Origin of the sequence: Micromonospora sp. WMMD964, assembly GCF_029581455.1 — a bacterium.
Classification (GTDB): Bacteria; Actinomycetota; Actinomycetes; order Mycobacteriales; family Micromonosporaceae; genus Micromonospora.
In genome coordinates, this window is the sequence record NZ_CP120860.1 from 3,272,164 (window position 1) to 3,287,819 (window position 15,656).

General features: G+C 72.5%; 12 protein-coding genes. 1 reads left to right on the plus strand and 11 read right to left on the minus strand.

What is annotated here, in order from left to right:
- Positions 1 to 17: 17 nt before the first annotated feature.
- From O7616_RS15160 to O7616_RS15190, 7 genes are all read right to left on the minus strand, one after another.
- Entirely contained in the window at positions 18 to 656 is a 639-nt protein-coding gene (locus tag O7616_RS15160) for an acetyltransferase (protein WP_282307387.1), read from the minus strand.
- Positions 653 to 1,801, minus strand: a complete 1,149-nt coding sequence (locus tag O7616_RS15165) for an aminotransferase class I/II-fold pyridoxal phosphate-dependent enzyme (RefSeq protein ID WP_282307388.1) — start codon at positions 1,799 to 1,801, stop codon at positions 653 to 655. The genes O7616_RS15160 and O7616_RS15165 overlap by 4 nt, the downstream gene beginning before the upstream one ends.
- Positions 1,798 to 2,454 (minus strand): sugar transferase, encoded by a 657-nt coding sequence (locus O7616_RS15170; RefSeq protein ID WP_282307390.1) that lies wholly within the window; start codon positions 2,452 to 2,454, stop codon positions 1,798 to 1,800. Before O7616_RS15170 ends, O7616_RS15165 begins: the two co-directional genes overlap by 4 nt.
- 258 nt (positions 2,455 to 2,712) lie before the next feature.
- On the minus strand, positions 2,713 to 4,842 hold the full coding sequence (locus tag O7616_RS15175) for an acyltransferase family protein (RefSeq protein WP_282307392.1): 2,130 nt from the start codon (positions 4,840 to 4,842) through the stop codon (positions 2,713 to 2,715).
- A 207-nt stretch (positions 4,843 to 5,049) separates the two neighbouring features.
- Entirely contained in the window at positions 5,050 to 5,481 is a 432-nt protein-coding gene (locus O7616_RS15180; RefSeq protein ID WP_282307393.1) for a hypothetical protein, read from the minus strand.
- Positions 5,482 to 5,504: 23 nt separating this feature from the next.
- Positions 5,505 to 6,389: an aminoglycoside phosphotransferase family protein gene (locus O7616_RS15185; protein ID WP_282307636.1), complete on the minus strand. Its 885-nt coding sequence runs from the start codon at positions 6,387 to 6,389 to the stop codon at positions 5,505 to 5,507.
- A gap of 456 nt (positions 6,390 to 6,845) precedes the next feature.
- Complete coding sequence (locus O7616_RS15190) at positions 6,846 to 9,275, minus strand: Tex family protein (RefSeq protein ID WP_282307395.1); 2,430 nt, start codon at positions 9,273 to 9,275, stop codon at positions 6,846 to 6,848.
- Between the two features lie 155 nt (positions 9,276 to 9,430).
- Between O7616_RS15190 and dgt the strand changes: the two genes are divergently transcribed.
- The gene (gene dgt / locus O7616_RS15195) at positions 9,431 to 10,942 is read left to right on the plus strand and encodes a dGTP triphosphohydrolase (protein WP_282307396.1); all 1,512 of its coding nucleotides are present in this window, start codon (positions 9,431 to 9,433) and stop codon (positions 10,940 to 10,942) included.
- Between the two features lie 68 nt (positions 10,943 to 11,010).
- Here the strand turns inward: dgt and O7616_RS15200 are convergent, their stop codons facing one another.
- The 4 genes from O7616_RS15200 to O7616_RS15215 all read right to left on the minus strand — a co-directional run bounded on the left by O7616_RS15200 (position 11,011) and on the right by O7616_RS15215 (position 15,557).
- Entirely contained in the window at positions 11,011 to 12,156 is a 1,146-nt protein-coding gene (locus O7616_RS15200; protein WP_282307397.1) for an MBL fold metallo-hydrolase, read from the minus strand.
- Positions 12,157 to 12,269: 113 nt separating this feature from the next.
- Positions 12,270 to 13,274 carry a serine hydrolase gene (locus O7616_RS15205; RefSeq protein WP_282307398.1) on the minus strand — a complete coding sequence of 335 codons (1,005 nt, stop codon included), beginning with the start codon at positions 13,272 to 13,274 and terminating at the stop codon, positions 12,270 to 12,272.
- A gap of 113 nt (positions 13,275 to 13,387) precedes the next feature.
- Positions 13,388 to 14,317, minus strand: coding sequence for an SDR family NAD(P)-dependent oxidoreductase (locus O7616_RS15210; RefSeq protein WP_282307399.1), 930 nt, complete (start codon positions 14,315 to 14,317; stop codon positions 13,388 to 13,390).
- Positions 14,318 to 14,372: 55 nt separating this feature from the next.
- Positions 14,373 to 15,557, minus strand: coding sequence for a zinc-dependent alcohol dehydrogenase (locus O7616_RS15215; RefSeq protein ID WP_282307400.1), 1,185 nt, complete (start codon positions 15,555 to 15,557; stop codon positions 14,373 to 14,375).
- Positions 15,558 to 15,656 lie beyond the last annotated feature (99 nt).

A 15,656-nucleotide genomic window follows, 5' to 3' on the forward strand; every position in this document is an offset into this window, starting at 1 on the left:
AACTGCGGACGGTCAGGTCAGCGCGCCGGGACGCCCTTGACCACCACGCCGTCCGGCACGTCCCGCACCACGCAGGCGCCGGCGCCGACGGTGCTGTCCCGACCTATCCGAAGGCCCTGCAGCACCGCCGCCGTGGTCCCCACCAGCACGCCCTCCGCCAGGTGGCATTCACCGGAGACGGCAGCGAGCGGATTGACCGAGACGAAGTCGGCGAGCACCGAGTCGTGCCCGACGGTGGCGTTCTGGTTGAGATGGACGTGCCGCCCCACCGTCACGTTGGTGGTGATCCGGGCGCCCGCGAAGACGACCAGGCCGGGCCCGTGGCGCGTGTCCGGCCCGACCGTCGCGTCCGGGTGGATGAGGCTTCCGGCTGGACTGCCGTACGCGTCGACCCGTGCGGCCACGGCTCGTCGCACCTTCGGGTCGCCGATCCCGATGACGTGGTGGAGATCCGTCGGCGCGTCCCGCAGCCACGCGAGCCCACCCAGGTAGGGCACCTCCAGGCGCTGCACCCGCTTGAGGTTCTCCTCCGACGGCCGGTCGTCGACGAAACCGACCAGATCCCACTGTCGCCCGCCGGCGACCGCGGCCGCCCGTGCGATGGCCAGTACCTCCCGGCCATGGCCGCCGCACCCCACGATGACCAGTGGCGTCACCCGGAGACCGCTCCCGTTCGGACGGCCAGGAACCCTTCGATCGCGCCGAACACGGTCGCGATCTGCCGCTCGGTGAGGCCGCTGCCGCTGGGCAGGGTCAGCCCCTCGGCGAAGAGATCGTCGGCCGCCCCGGTGAGCAGGCTCTCGAAGTCGGCGTACGCGGGCTGCCGGTGCATCGGCTTCCACACCGGCCGCGTCTCGATGTTCTGGGCGGCGAGGTGTGCGGCGAGATCAGCGGCCCGCCAACCCGAGCGCTCCGACCGCACCCGGATGACGGTGAGCCAGCAGTTGGACTCGACGTCCTCGGCGCCGACCAGTTCCACCCCCGGCACCGAGGCGAAGAGCTTCGCGTACCGGTCTCGCAGCAGGCGGCGGCGGCTGATCATCCCGTCGAGCCGTGCCAACTGGGCCCGGCCCAGTGCGGCCAGCAGATTGCTGAGCCGGTAGTTGTAGCCGGTCTCCCGGTGCTCGTAGTGCGGCACGGGCTCCCGGGCCTGGCTGGCCAGATGGCGGGCGCGGGCCAGCAGCGGCAGGTCGTCGGAGACGAGCATCCCACCACTGGACGTCGTTATGATCTTGTTGCCGTTGAACGAGAGCGCGCCGACCTGGCCGAATGAGCCGGCCGCCCGGCCGTGGTCTGCTGCCCCGAGCGCCTCCGCCGCGTCCTCGACGACCGGCACGCCCGCATCCCCGCAGACCGGCAGCAACGTCGTGTAGTCGGCGCAGCTGCCGAACATGTCGACCGGCACGACCGCGCCGACCCGCTCGCCGCGGGAGCGCAGCCGGTGCAGCAGCTCGGTCAGCAGTGGCACGTCGATGTTGCCGGTGCGCGCGTCGCAGTCGACGAAGACCGGCCGGGCGCCGGTGTAGCGCACGGCGTTCGCGGTGGCCACGAACGTCAGCGTCGGGACGACGACGGCGTCACCCGGCTGGACGCCCACCCCGAGCAGCGCCAGGTGCAGCGCTGCCGTGCCGGAGCTGACCGCGACCGCGCCGCGGGTGCCGACCCGGGCGGCGACCTCGTTCTCGAAGGCGTCCAGATCGGGGCCGACGGGTGCGACCCAGCCGGACCGCAGGGCCGCGACGAGGTACGACTCCTCCAGTGGGCCGACGTCCGGACGGGAGAGATGCACTCGATCCGTCATCGGCCTTCGCCCTGCCGTACCGTCACCGCGGTGCGCCGCCCCGTCGGGACGGTCCCCAGCGGTGCGGAGGCCCCGGCCGGGGTGCCGAGGAAGGTCGGAGCGGTGGCCACGCCGGCTGCCGAGATCCCCTCTCGACGCAGCACGGTGCGGACCGTCGCCGCCAGGATCGTCAGGTCGAGTCCGAGACTGCGGGTGTCGACGTACTCGACATCGAGGTCGAACTTCGTCTCCCAGCTCAGCCCGTTGCGGCCGCGCACCTGGGCCAGGCCGGTCACACCCGGCCGTACCTCGTGTCGGCGGGCCTGGTGAGGCGAGTAGCGGGGCAGATACTCCGGCAGCAGCGGGCGGGGGCCGACGAGGCTCATCTCGCCGCGCAGCACGTTCCAGAGCGTGGGCAGCTCGTCCAGGCTGGTGGCGCGCAGCCACCGTCCGAGCGGCGTCAGTCGGTCGCCGTCCTCGACCAGGCCGAGGCGCGGGTCGGGCGCACGCATCGTGCGGAACTTGATCAGCTCGAACGGATCGCCGTGCCGGCCCGTGCGGAGCTGGCGGAACAGCACGGGACGCCCCAACCCGACGGCGACCAGCAGCGCCACCGTGACGATGACCGGCGCCAGCAGTGCGAGCAGGATGACGGCCGCGACGACGTCGATCACGCGCTTGCCGCGATCGGGTCGAGCCGTTCGCCGAGGATCTTCGACGGTACTGACGCCAGGAACCGGCACCTTCCACCTCCTGCTCGGACAAATTGCTCTTATGGGTCTAGCAGCGATGTGAGTCCTATACAGCGCAAACGAGCACAGTCGGTGCTGATCCCGTCGGAACAACGCGGACCGGGACGGGAGGACACGGGTGTGTGAGCTGGTGACCAGCTGGAACGGCGATCGGGCACGACGCTGCCGACCAGCGGCGGGTCAGGTCCCGCGCTTGAGGACGGCGGCGAGCGCGCTGTCGAGCCGAGGGGCCAACGTCCTGGAGTAGGTGGCGGTGAGGTGGTTGCCGTCCCGGTAGACCAACACGCCGCCGATGACGGGCGCGCAGCGGTCGGTGGGGCAGATCGCGTCATTGAGATCGACGAGATGTACGCCCTGCTGACCCTCGGCCGCCTGCTCCTGGGCAACGCCTCCGCCGGCCGCCAGCACCTCGTCCCGAGACGGGGCGCACCGGGTGAGCTTGTCGGGGTTGGCCGAGACGCACTCGACCGGGTCACGACGGTGGTACGGGGTGTCGCGCAGCACCACCACCGGGATCTTGACCTCGGTCATCTCCCGCCAGGTCTCGCGGAGACCGTCCGCCAACGTCTCGTTGACCCGCTGTGTGACCGGTTCGCCGTCGCGCACCCGGAGGTAGAGCGAGTTGCTGACCAGCAGCAGGTCGGGTGGGTCGGCGCGGAGCTGGTCGCGGACTCTTCGGTTCCACTCGGTGCAGCTCTCGTACGGCCGCCCGGCCAGTGCCACCTCTGCCTTGAGGAACGGACACGAGGACTTGGTGTGCGAGACCACCCGCCATTTCTGCTTGGCGGCGACCTCCTCGAGAGCGGGCAGCCACTGCGCGGCATGGGAGTCCCCGGCGAGCACGACGGTGAAGGCCGCGTCCCGGACACCATAGACGCACGTCAGCGGGGTGCTGCTGTTCTGCTGGACGTGGCAGCCCGTCCGCCCGGTGGTCGGAAGGTCTTTCGGCGCGACCAACGGGTCCGGAACGATGGACGCGACCCGGTCGACGGGCGTGCCCGCCTTGTCGCCTCGCGGTGACTGGCCGAGGGCCGCGGCACCGGGCGCCCCGACGGGCGTCGCGCTCGCCGACGGGCTGGACCCGGCCACCGGTGGCAGCGCCGAGATGGGCGGGGGCGGCTGTGCCGCCGGCCAGACGGTGAGTTGGAAGAGGAGCCCGGCGATCACGGCCGCGCCCGTGCACACGGCCCCGACCCCCAGCGCCTGCGCCGGTTGCCACTGCAGCGTCGGCGACCGACGGATCGGGTTCTCGACGAAGTGGTAGGTGAGGACCGCCGGCACGACCGAGGCCGCCACCACGGCCAGGCGTGCGGTCGGGCTCAACTCGCCGAACCGGTAGTCGGCGATGACCAGCAGCGGCCAGTGCCACAGATACAGCGAGTAGGACAGCGCGCCGACCACGCGCATCGGCGGCAGGCTGAGCAGCCCCGCCGGCCCGGCGCGGCCGGCCGCCACCGCGAACGCGATGATCGCCGCCGTGCCGCCGGTGGGCAGCAACGCGATGTACCCGGGGAACGCCGACGTGGTGTCCAGGAGGAACGCCGATGCGACCACGGCGGCGAGGCCGGACCAGGCGAGCAGGACCGCCAGCACGCGCGGGGTGCGATGCAGCAGTCCGCCGGCGATGGCCACCGCGCCGCCGAGCGCGAGCTCCCAGAGCCGAGTCGTGGTCACGAAGTACGCCGGCGCGGAGTCGGTCGACGTCAGGTGGATCGACCAGGCGAAGGACGGCACGGCCACGAGGGCGAACCCGAGCATCAGCACGCCCCGGCGTAGCCGTCGTCGGCCGCCGAGGACGGCCAAGCCGAGCAGCAGCAGCGGCCAGAAGAGGTAGAACTGCTCCTCGACACTGAGTGACCAGTAGTGTTGCAGGACGCTCGGGGCCTGGTCGACGAACATGTAGTCGACCGACTGCTCGGCGAGCCGCCAGTTCATGACGTACAGGGCGCTGCTCACCACGTCCCACGCGGTGTTCGAGTAACGCACCTTCGGCAGGAGCAGGTACGTGAGCAGCAGGGTGACCAGCAGCACCAGACCGGCGGCGGGCAGAAGCCGCTTCGCGCGTCGCGCGTAGAAGCCGAGCAGCGAGATGCGCCCGGTGTCGTCGAGTTCGGCGACGAGCAGACCGGTGATCAGGAATCCGGAGATCACGAAGAAGACGTCCACGCCGATGAAGCCGGCGGGAACGAACTGACTGCCCGCGTGCCCGGCCAGGACCAGGATGACGGCGAGAGCCCGTAGCCCTTCGATGTCCCCCCGGAAGGACGCCGCCCGTGCCGGGGCCGTCGGTCGGCTTCGTGTCTGCGTCATCGTCCCACCCGAAAATAGAGTGTTATTCCTTTTTGACGTCGAATCGAGGCCAACGTCCGGTATGGTTCCGCTGCGGATAAACGAGGCGGGCCGCGCGAGGGTGCGCTCAGCAGGCGACCCGGGTCAGCGCGGGGCTGTCCCGTCCGTGGAGCGGTGGCACGCCGAGCCCGTCGTCAGACAGCCGGCAGTGGTGACCTGACGCGGGTGTCAGCCGCCGGAACCGGCGTCCAGCCGGCGGGCGAGCAGGGTGCGCAGCGGGATCGACTCCCCGTCCCGACCGCCCTCGCCGACGATCAACGGCGCCGGGCTCGGCTCGGTCTGTGCGCCGAACAGCCGGGCTCGTAGACCTCCCGGCACGGTCAGCAGGTGGAACCGGCCGTCCACGTCGACCGCTCGACTGCGGGCCTGGTCCACGTACCACCCGGACAACCCGGTCCGGTACCAGCCGCGACCGTCGTAGGAGCGCGCGACGAGCCGGGTCGGGCGCAGCCCGCGCCGGGTCGCCTCGGCCACGAACCAGGCGACGATCTTCGCAGCCTCGGCGTGCTCGGCCTCCCGTCGGCGGGCGTCGGCCGCCGCGTGCGCCAGCACCGCCTGCCGCTGCCGATCCCGCCACTCCCGGCCGTCGCCCTCACCCACGACGCCGACGGTACGCGAACCGATCAGTCGAGGACGGCCCGCAGGGTACGCCGCGCGGTGTCGGCCATCACCGGGTTGGTCTCGACGTAGTACGGCAGCGCCTTGATCGCCTGCATCAGGGCCCAGCCGCGCCCCCGCTCCCACGTCGCGTCGTCCACGTCCAGCGCCCGCCGGTACGTCTCCCGAGACCCCGCGTCGAACAGGTTCCACGCCGGCATGAGGTCCACCGCCGGGTCACCCACGCAGAGCGTACCCAGGTCGATGACCGCGGCCAGACGACCGTCGCGGACCAGCAGGTTGCCGGGCATCAGGTCGGCGTGGATCCATGTGTCGGCGGGATCGTCCCGGCGCGCGTGCCGGCACCGGTCCCACACCGCGCCGAGCGCGGCGGTGTCGGTGAGTGCGCCGCTGGCGGCCAGCGCGGCCCGCACACCGGCATCCTGGTCGGCCAGGGGTCCGCCCCGACCCCACCCGGACCACACCCGACCGTCGGTGTCGATGGCACGCAGGGCGGTCACGACGCCGGCCAGGTCACGGGCGAAGCCGTCCAGGTCGCCGACCCGGCCCTGCTCGGCCGACTCCCCGGGGATGAACCGGTACGCCGCCCACGACCCCGGATATCCGTCGCCCGGCTCACCGAGCCCGAGCGGTCCGGGCACCGCGACCGGTAGGTGCGCGGCGAGCATCCGCGCGTGCTCCTGCTCCTGTCGTAGCTCGTCGCGCATTTCCGGAGAGGCGCTCGGCTGTAGCGGAAACCGCAGCACGACCTCCGGGCCGAGGCGGAACAGGGCGTTCACCGTGCCGGTCGAGGGAAGTGGACGCACCGGCAGGCCCCGCCACCGGGGAAATTGCTCGGCCACCAGCGCGGCGACCACGTCCACCGCCACGTCGACCTGATCCGCGTGCATCTTCACCGCCAGATCATCGCCCCGAGCCCCGCGCGCACGCGAGCCGATTTCACCCGCCCGCTGCACTGGTCGCTCTCGCCCCCGGGTTCGCTGCGGCCGCCCTGTGGAGCTGAATCGTCTGCGACATCAACCCGCGACCAACCGGCGATCACCCCGGCGACCAACCGCGACCAACCGGCGATCAAAGCGGCGATCAAACCGGCGACCAACCGGCGATCAAAGCGGCGACCAACCGGCGACCAACCGGCGATCACAGCGGCGACCAACCGGCGATCACCCCGGGATGAACCGCGACCAAACCGGCGAACACACTGCGATTCGTTTACGACATCAGCTCCAAAGGGCCCGCCACCCCCGTGGACCACTCGGCCCCGGCCACGCGGCCCCTCGATCACGCAACCACGTGATCGAGGGGCGAGGCGTCGGAGGGCCGAGGCGTCGGAGAGGGCTGACCAGTCAGGCCAGCCCGGCACGGCGTAGGGCCTCTGCCATCGCGTCGTTGGCCGGCGCCGGACCGCCGCCGCGACCCTGCTGCTGACCGCCGCCGCGCCCCTGCTGCTGACCGCCGCGTCGACCCTGGCCGCCGCGCTGGTCCTGCGGGCCACGTCCGCCCTGCTGACCGCCACGACCGCCCTGCGGTCCGCGCTGCGCCGGGCCGCCGCGACCCTCCTGGCTCGTCCGGCCACCACCGGCGACGCCGGGCTCGTCCTCCAGGCGCAGGGTCAACGAGATGCGCTTGCGGGGTACGTCCACGTCGAGCACCCGGACCTTGACCACGTCACCGGACTTCACCACCTCACGGGGGTCCTTCACGAAGGTCCGGGACATGGCCGAGACGTGCACCAGCCCGTCCTGGTGCACCCCGACGTCGACGAACGCGCCGAACGCGGCCACGTTGGTGACGACGCCCTCGAGCACCATGCCCGGCGTCAGGTCGCTGATCTTCTCCACGCCCTCGACGAAGGTGGCGGTGCGGAACTCGGGCCGAGGGTCGCGGCCCGGCTTCTCCAACTCGGCGAGGATGTCGGTGACGGTGGGCAGACCGAACCGCTCGTCGACGAAGTCGGTGGCCCGCAGCCCGCGCAGGATCCCGCTCTTGCCGATCACCGAGCGGAGGTCCTGACCGGTGCTGGCGAGGATCCGGCGCACCACCGGGTACGCCTCCGGGTGCACGCTCGACGAATCCAGCGGGTCGTCGCCGTCGGGGATGCGCAGGAAGCCGGCGCACTGCTCGAACGCCTTCGGGCCGAGCCGTGCCACCTTCTTCAGCTCGGAACGCGACCGGAACGGCCCGTTGGCGTCCCGGTGCAGGACGATGTTCTCCGCGAGCCCGGCCCCGATCCCGGAGACCCGGGTCAACAGCGGCGCGGACGCGGTGTTGACGTCCACGCCGACGGCGTTCACGCAGTCCTCCACGACCGCGTCCAGCGACCGGGACAGCTTCACCTCGGACAGGTCGTGCTGGTACTGCCCCACCCCGATCGACCGTGGGTCGATCTTCACCAGCTCGGCGAGCGGGTCCTGGAGCCGCCGGGCGATGGAGACCGCGCCGCGCAGCGACACGTCCATGCCGGGCAGCTCCTGCGAGGCGTACGCGGACGCGGAGTAGACCGACGCGCCCGCCTCGGAGACCATCACCTTGGTCAGGTTCAGCTGCGGATACTTCTTGATCAGGTCGCCGGCCAGCTTGTCGGTCTCCCGCGAGGCGGTGCCGTTGCCGATCGCCACCAGCTCCACCCCGTGCGTGCCGGCCAGCCGGGCCAGGGTCTCGAGCGACGCGTCCCACTGCCGACGGGGCTCGTGCGGGTAGATGGTGTCGGTGGCGAGCACCTTGCCGGTGGCGTCCACCACGGCCACCTTCACACCGGTCCGCAGGCCCGGGTCCAGACCCATCGTGGGCCGGGTGCCGGCCGGCGCGGCCAGCAGCAGGTCCCGCAGGTTCGTCGCGAAGACCCGAACCGCCTCCTCCTCGGCCGCCTGCCACAACCGCAACCGCAGGTCCGCGCCGAGGTGGATGAGGATCCGGGTGCGCCACGCCCACCGCACGGTGTCGGTCAACCAGCGGTCGGCCGGTCGCCCGGCGTCGGACACCCCGAACCGTCCGGCGATGGCCGCCTCGTACCGGCTGGGTCCGGTCGGTACGGCGTCCGCGTCGCCGGCCTCCTCCGGATCCATGGTCAGGTCGAGCACACCCTCCTTCTCGCCCCGGAACATGGCCAGGATCCGGTGCGAGGGCAACTTCGGGTACGGCTCGGAGAAGTCGAAGTAGTCGGCGAACTTGGCGCCGGCGGTCTCCTGGCCGTCGCGTACCCGGGACACCAGACGGCCCCGCGACCACATCTGCTCACGCAGCGTGCCGATGAGGTCGGCGTCCTCCGCGAAGGTCTCGATGAGGATCGCCCGCGCGCCCTCCAGCGCGGCGGCGGCGTCCGCGACGCCCTTGTCCTCGTCGACGAACCCGGCGGCGGTGGCCCTCGGGTCCTGGCTGGGGTCGGCCAGCAGCGACTCGGCCAGCGGGGCCAACCCGGCCTCGCGGGCGATCTGCGCCCGCGTCCGCCGCTTGGGCTTGTACGGCAGGTAGATGTCCTCCAGCCGGGACTTCGAGTCGGCGGCCATGATCTGGGCTTCCAGGGCCTCGTCGAGCTTGCCCTGGGTGCGGATCGACTCCAGCACGGCGGCCCGCCGCTCGTCCAGCTCGCGCAGGTAGCGCAGCCGCTCCTCGAGGGTGCGCAGCTGGGTGTCGTCGAGCAGGCCGGTGGCCTCCTTGCGGTAGCGGGCGATGAACGGCACGGTGGCGCCGCCGTCGAGCAGCTCGACGGCCGCCCGCACCTGACGCTCGGCCACGCCGAGCTCGTCGGCGATCCGCTGATGAACAGACTGGGTCACGATCTCGATCCGCCTTCGGGAGTGGGTACGGCCTGCATTCTGCCGGGCGGCCCCGGCCGCTGTCGCCGCGCCCGGCCGGGGCGGCAGACCGAACCGCCGCGCCCGGCCGGGTGACCCGGCGGCGGTCCCGCCCGGCCTGCGCTAGCGTGGCGATCATGGAAACACCTGCGGAGCCGCGCGCCCGGCGGCTCTTCGGCGGCAGCGCCCGGGCCCTCGGCGACCTGACGGCCAACCCGTTCCGCGCCGACCGGGACCGGATCGTCGGCTCACCGTTCTTCGCCCGCCTCGGCGGTGTCACCCAGGTGATCAGCCCGGTCGGCTCCGGGCTGCTGGTGCACAACCGGCTCACCCACAGCCTCAAGGTCGCCCAGGTGGCCCGTGCGATCGCCGAGCGGTTGACGGCCGACGACCGGTGGTGTGACCTGCTGGACAAGCTCGGTGGCCTCGACCCGGACGTGGTGGAGGCCGCCGCCCTCGCCCACGACCTCGGCCACCCGCCGTTCGGGCACCTGGGGGAGCGGGTGCTGGACCGGCTGGCCCGCCAGCGGCTCGGCCTGGCCGACGGTTTCGAGGGCAACGCCCAGTCGTACCGGATCGTCACCAGCACCGAGATCCGCGGCGCGGCCACCACCGGGCTGGACCTGACCGCCGCCGTCCGCGCGGCGATGCTGAAGTACCCGTGGACCCGGCTGGACCACCCGGACCCGCACCCGCGCACGATGGACCCGCCGCCACGCGGGGCCACACCGCCACCGGACGACCCGGAGAGCGGCTCGTCGAAGTTCGGCGCGTACCGGACGGAACTCGACGACCTGCGCCAGGCCCGGGAGCCGTTCGCCGGCCGCATCCCGGACTGGCAGCAGACCGTCGAGGCTTCGGTGATGGACACCGCCGACGACATCGCGTACGCCATCCACGACGTGGAGGACTTCTACCGGGTCGGTGTGCTCCAACAGGGCTCGGTCTCCGCCGAGCTGATGGCGTGGCAGCGCGAGAGTGGGCACTTCCGGGCGATCACCGACGCGGCGCTGGCCACGTCGGCGCGGCGGCCCGGGGCGGCGATCGAGCGGTTGCGGCGGCAACTGCACCGCAAGGACGCCTGGATCGCCGACGACGACGCGTTCGCCGCCGCCGTCGAGCACGTCCGCGAGGAGTTGGTCGACGGGCTGCTGGCGATGCCGTTCGACGGCTCGATCGAGGCCGAGCAGTACGTGGCGCGGTTCTCCGCCCGCTGGTCCACCCGTTTCGTCGAGGCCATCACGGTGACCCACCAGCCGTCGGTGCGCTCCGGGTACGTGCTGCTGGGCTGCGCGCAGTGGCACGAGGTGCAGGTGCTCAAGTTCGTCCACCACCGGTTCGTGCTGGCCCGCCCGGATCTCGCCCTGCACCAGCGCGGCCAGGCCCGGCTGCTGGGCACCCTGGTCGAGGCGCTCTGGGAGTGGCTGCTCGACCCGGAGGAGGAGTCCCGGCTGCCCCGCCGACTGCACGACCTGGTCGAGTTGGCCGAGGCCGAGCTGCACCCGCGCATCCCGGACCGGATCGGTCGCGCCCGGGGGCGGGCCATCGTGGACTTCGTCGCGCAGCTCACCGACGGGCAGGCGGTGGCCATGCTGGACGCGCTCTCCGGCCGCTCCGGCGCCCTCTGGACCGACGCCTTCGTGCTCTGACCCGACGGGCTCAGGCCGTACTGCTCTGACCAGACCAGGCCGGAGGGCCGCACCGCGGGCCGGGACCGTCAGGCGACGGCCTGCCACCAGCCGTCGACGGCGGGCGGCTCGTCGACCACCACCCGCTCGCCGGGGCGGGGCACGGCCAGCCGTACGTCGCGGGCCTTCGCCTCGGCCCACAGCCGGTCGACCGGCTCGGACCAGTCGTGCAGGGCCAGGTTGAACGTCGCCCAGTGCACCGGGACGAACAGCCCGCCGCGCAGGTCGAGGTGGGCGTCGACCGCCTCCTCGGGGAACATGTGGATGGTCGGCCAGGCCCGGTCGTACGCGCCGATCTGCATCAGCGTCACGTCGAACGGCCCGTGTGCGGCGCCGATCGCCGCGTACCCGTCGAAGTAGCCCGAGTCGCCGGTGTAGAAGACCTTGCGGCGTGCCCCGGCCACCACCCAGGAACTCCAGAGCGTGCCGTCGCGGCGCAGCCCCCGACCGGAGAAGTGCTGGGCGGCGGTCGCGGTGATCTCCAGCCCGGCGACCCGGTGCGACTCGGACCAGTCCAGTTCGATGATCCGTTCGGCGGGTACGCCCCAACGGTCCAGGTGCGCTCCCACCCCGAGCGGCACCAGGAACGGCGCGGACTGCCCGGCGAGCAGCGCCCGCACGGTGGCCATGTCGAGGTGGTCGTAGTGGTCGTGCGAGATCAGGATGGCGTCCAGCGGGGGCAGCTCGTCGATGCCCACCGGTGGCTCGTGCAGACGGCGGGGGCCGACCAGACCGGAGGGGGAGCATCGTTCGCTCCACACCGGGTCGAGCAGCACCCGTCGGCCCTCGATCTCGATCAGCGTCGAGGCGTGCCCGTACCAGACGATGTTCAGCTCGTCGGCGGCGTCGACGGGCCCGGGCGGGGCGCTCGGGCGCAGCAGCGGCACGGGTGCGGTCGGGCGCCGCTTCTGCTTGCCGAAGATCAGCTCGCGGACCAGGTTGCGGCCCGGCTCGGCGACCATCGTGCGGGTGCCGGCCTGGTTGTGGAAGGTGCCGTCGCGGAACTGGGGCGAGCGGGCCGCGCGTTCGGCTCGGGCCCCGCTGAGCCGGCCGCCGAGCGCGGCCGGCACATCCCGGGCCACCCAGGCCAGGCCGGCCAGCGCGGCGAGGCCGGCCGCGCCCCGCATCCGCCGTCCGAGCGACCGTTCGACGTCAGTGCTCTGCGTTCGTGCCATTGCCGTCCCTCCGACGTGTCCGCCCTACACGGTAGCCACCCGAACGGGCCCGTGCCCCGGCGGTCGCCGGGCCGGGTCGGTCACCGTCAGTGGCGACCGACCCGTAACCCCGGTCAGCCGCCGTTGCTGGGCTGCCGGGCGGTGATCCGGAACGTCGTGCCCACGCCCGCGATCCGGTCCACCGCGGCCAGGAACTTGGGGCCCATCGCGGCCCGGGCCTGCACCGCCGGGTGGGTGGCGCCGAAGTCCTCCGGGTCGGCCTGCCCGTCGGCGAAGAGCGCGTAGGTGAGCACCGCCGCCCCGGAGCGGTCGAAGATCACTCCGGCCTCGTGGCGGGCGTCGGCGAACCAGCCGGCCTTGGTGGCGATCCGCGCCCGGTCGTCCGACGACATGGTGCGCCGGATGCCGTCGGTGAACGCCACCGGGGAACGCAGGAGCCCCAACAGGTAGGTCGTCGAGGCGGGGGAGAGCAGCGTGCCGGCGACCAGGGCGCGCAGCAGGTCGTGCGTCTCGCGCGGGGTGCTGGTGCCGAGGAAGAACCGGTTCGGGTTGGCCACCGGCTGGACCTGGGTGTTCGGGAAACCCTTGGCGACCAGGATGGAGTTGATCTCGGCGGCCGGGGCGACCAGACCGCACAGCCGCACCGCCGTGTCGTCCGAGACGGTCAACAGGTTGGCCAGCACGTGCCCGAGGGTGACCAGGCTCGGGTACGCGCCGTCCAGGCTGAAGATGCCGTCACCGCCCGGCACGACGATCGCCGCGGACACCTCGACCTGCTGGTCCAGGGTGAGCAGCCCTCGGTCGACCTTGTCCAGCACCGCCGTGGCGACCGCGATCTTGTTGACGCTGTACGCCTCGATCCGCCGGTCCGCGTCGGCCTGCACCGCCACCACCGGCGACCCGGCCGGGTCGGCCACGCTGACGTACGCCTGCCAGTTACCACCGGCCTCGACGCTGTGCTTGGCGAAGACGGCGGCCACCCGGCGGGCGGCCCGGGCGGGAGTGGTCGGGGAGACCTCGGTGCTCTCGGCGGCGCCGGCCGGGGCGGCGGCGCCCAACACCGTGCCGGCGGTGGCCACCGTGCCCAGGCCGAGTGCGGTCCTGCGGTTCAGTCGCATGGTCGATCGTCTCCCCCATCGTGGTGCGCCAGAGCGCTTGCTGGCCCACCACACTAGGCGAGTTGATCGATGCATGATGCCCCCGATCGTGGTCCCGAACAGTCCCGAACAGGTCAGCTGAACCGTCTCCGTAGCACCGCGCCGACCGGGCCGGGCAGGTGGCGGGCGAACTGCCGCAGGTCAGGCAGGTGACCGCCGCGTACCGCCTCGCCGTCCGCGTTCGGCGCGAAGACCGAGCCGTCGTGCGCGGCGACCGGCCGTCCACTCAGGCCCGTCGCCCGCATCAACGGCCCGACCAGAACGTCGTAAACCCCCGGGAGTACGGTGAAACCGGCTCGCAGCAGCACGTTGAGCCGGCCCACGGAGACCTCCCGGCGGGGCCGGTCCACACAGTGCACGATGGCCCGGGCCACCCGCTGCGGGCTCGCCACCGGCGGGGGCGGTCGCCCGATCCGGCCCAGATAGTTCGCCGCCTGCTGGTACACGGGGGTGTCCACGCTGCCGGGGTTGACCAGACTGAGCCGGATGCGGGGGCTGTCCCGCAACTCCTGCTGCACCGTCCGAAGCAGGCCCTGCAACCCCCACTTGCTCGCCACGTACGCGCTCATGTACGGCGCGGTGATGTGCCCGAGCACCGAACCGGTGACGACCACGGTGCCCGCCCCGACCGCCCGGAAGTGCCGCAGCGCCACCCGCACCGATTCGGCGGCGCCGAGCAGGTCGGTCCGCACCACCTGGTCGAAGACCCGCCCGGGCAGCTCGTCGAAGCGCCCGTACGCCATCACCGCGGCCGTGTGCACCCACACGTCGACGCGACCGAAGCGGTCCAGTGCCGCGTCCGCGAGAGCGTCCAGGGCGCCCGGCTCGGTGACGTCGGTCGGCACGGTCAGCACGTCGACGGCCGCGCACTCCGCGCGTACCTCCGTCAGGGTCGTGGTGGCGCGGGCGGCCAGGACGAGGCGGTCGCCGCGCTCGGCGAACGCCCGGGCCGTCGCCCGGCCGATCCCGCTGGTCGCGCCGACGACCACCACCACCCGGCTCACGGCACCGGCTGCGTTCGTGACTGCGGGGCTCGCAACCCCGGCTCACTCCTCGCACTCACGGTTCGAGCACGACCTTGATGCAGCCGTCCTCCTTCTTCTGGAACATCTCGTACGCCTGCGGCGCCCGCGACAGCGGCACCCGATGGGTACGCAGGTCCTCGACGCCCAGCGGGTCGTCGTCGCGGGCGAGCAGCGGCAGGATCTCGTCGGTCCAGCGGCGCACGTGGCACTGCCCCATTCGCAGTTGGACGCCCCGGTCGAACATCTCCATCAGCGGCATCGGGTCCGCCTCCCCGCCGTACACCCCGGAGACCGACACGGTGCCGCCGCGCCGCACCCCCTTGACCGCCGCGTGCAGGACGGACAGCCGGTCCATGCCCGCCCGGTCGGTCATCGTCTGCGCCACCTTGTCCGGCAGCAGACCGACGGCGGCGTGGGCCAGCTTGCCCACCGGCGAACCGTGCGCCTCCATTCCGACCGCGTCGATCACCGCGTCCGGGCCCCGCCCGTCCACCAGGTCGATCAGCGCGCCCGGCACGTCGGACAGCTCACGCACGTCGAGCACCTCGATGCCGTGCCGACGGGCCAACTCCAGCCGCTCCGGCACCAGGTCCAACCCGATCACCCGGCCCGCGCCCAGGTGACGACCGATCCGCGCGCAGAACTGCCCCACCGGGCCCAACCCGAAGACGGCCAGGGTGCCGCCGGGCGGGGTGTCGGCGTACTTCACCGCCTGCCAGGCGGTCGGCAGGATGTCGGACAGGTACAGGTAGCGCTCGTCGGCGCCGGTCTCAGGGATCTTGATCGGCCCGAAGTGGGCCTGCGGGACGCGCAGGTACTCGGCCTGCCCGCCCGGCACCGAACCGTAGAGCGAGGTGTAACCGAACAGGGCCGCACCCTTGCCCTCGCTGGTGACCTGGGTGGTCTCGCACTGCGCGTAGAGCTGGCGCGAACACATCCAGCAACTGCCGCAGGCGATGTTGAACGGCACCACCACCCGGTCGCCCGGCTTGAGCCCGGTCACCTCCGACCCGACCTCCTCGACGATGCCCATCGGCTCGTGGCCCAGCACGTCACCGGGCTTCAGGTACGGCCCGAGAACCTCGTACAGGTGCAGGTCGGAACCGCAGATCGCGGTCGAGGTGATCTTCACGATCGCGTCGGTCGGGGCCTCGATCCGAGGATCCGGCACCTCCTCGACCCGTACGTCCCGCTTGCCCTGCCAGGTCAGTGCCTTCATGTCCCTCGTCCCCTCGTCAGCGCCGTCTCAAGGGACTGCTACCCGGCGTCGGGCGCTTGAACCGGACTGCGGGGACTGTCCGCGTGATCGACTCCGGGT

What these genes read in the sequence shown, in the direction of transcription:
- O7616_RS15215 (WP_282307400.1), bottom strand. Translation starts at nt 15,557, where the DNA reads ATGAAGGCACTGACCTGGCAGGGCAAGCGGGACGTACGGGTCGAGGAG.
- O7616_RS15205 (WP_282307398.1), bottom strand. Translation starts at nt 13,274, where the DNA reads ATGCGACTGAACCGCAGGACCGCACTCGGCCTGGGCACGGTGGCCACC.
- O7616_RS15175 (WP_282307392.1), bottom strand. Translation starts at nt 4,842, where the DNA reads ATGACGCAGACACGAAGCCGACCGACGGCCCCGGCACGGGCGGCGTCC.
- O7616_RS15200 (WP_282307397.1), bottom strand. Translation starts at nt 12,156, where the DNA reads ATGGCACGAACGCAGAGCACTGACGTCGAACGGTCGCTCGGACGGCGG.
- dgt (WP_282307396.1), top strand. Translation starts at nt 9,431, where the DNA reads ATGGAAACACCTGCGGAGCCGCGCGCCCGGCGGCTCTTCGGCGGCAGC.
- O7616_RS15185 (WP_282307636.1), bottom strand. Translation starts at nt 6,389, where the DNA reads ATGCACGCGGATCAGGTCGACGTGGCGGTGGACGTGGTCGCCGCGCTG.
- O7616_RS15165 (WP_282307388.1), bottom strand. Translation starts at nt 1,801, where the DNA reads ATGACGGATCGAGTGCATCTCTCCCGTCCGGACGTCGGCCCACTGGAG.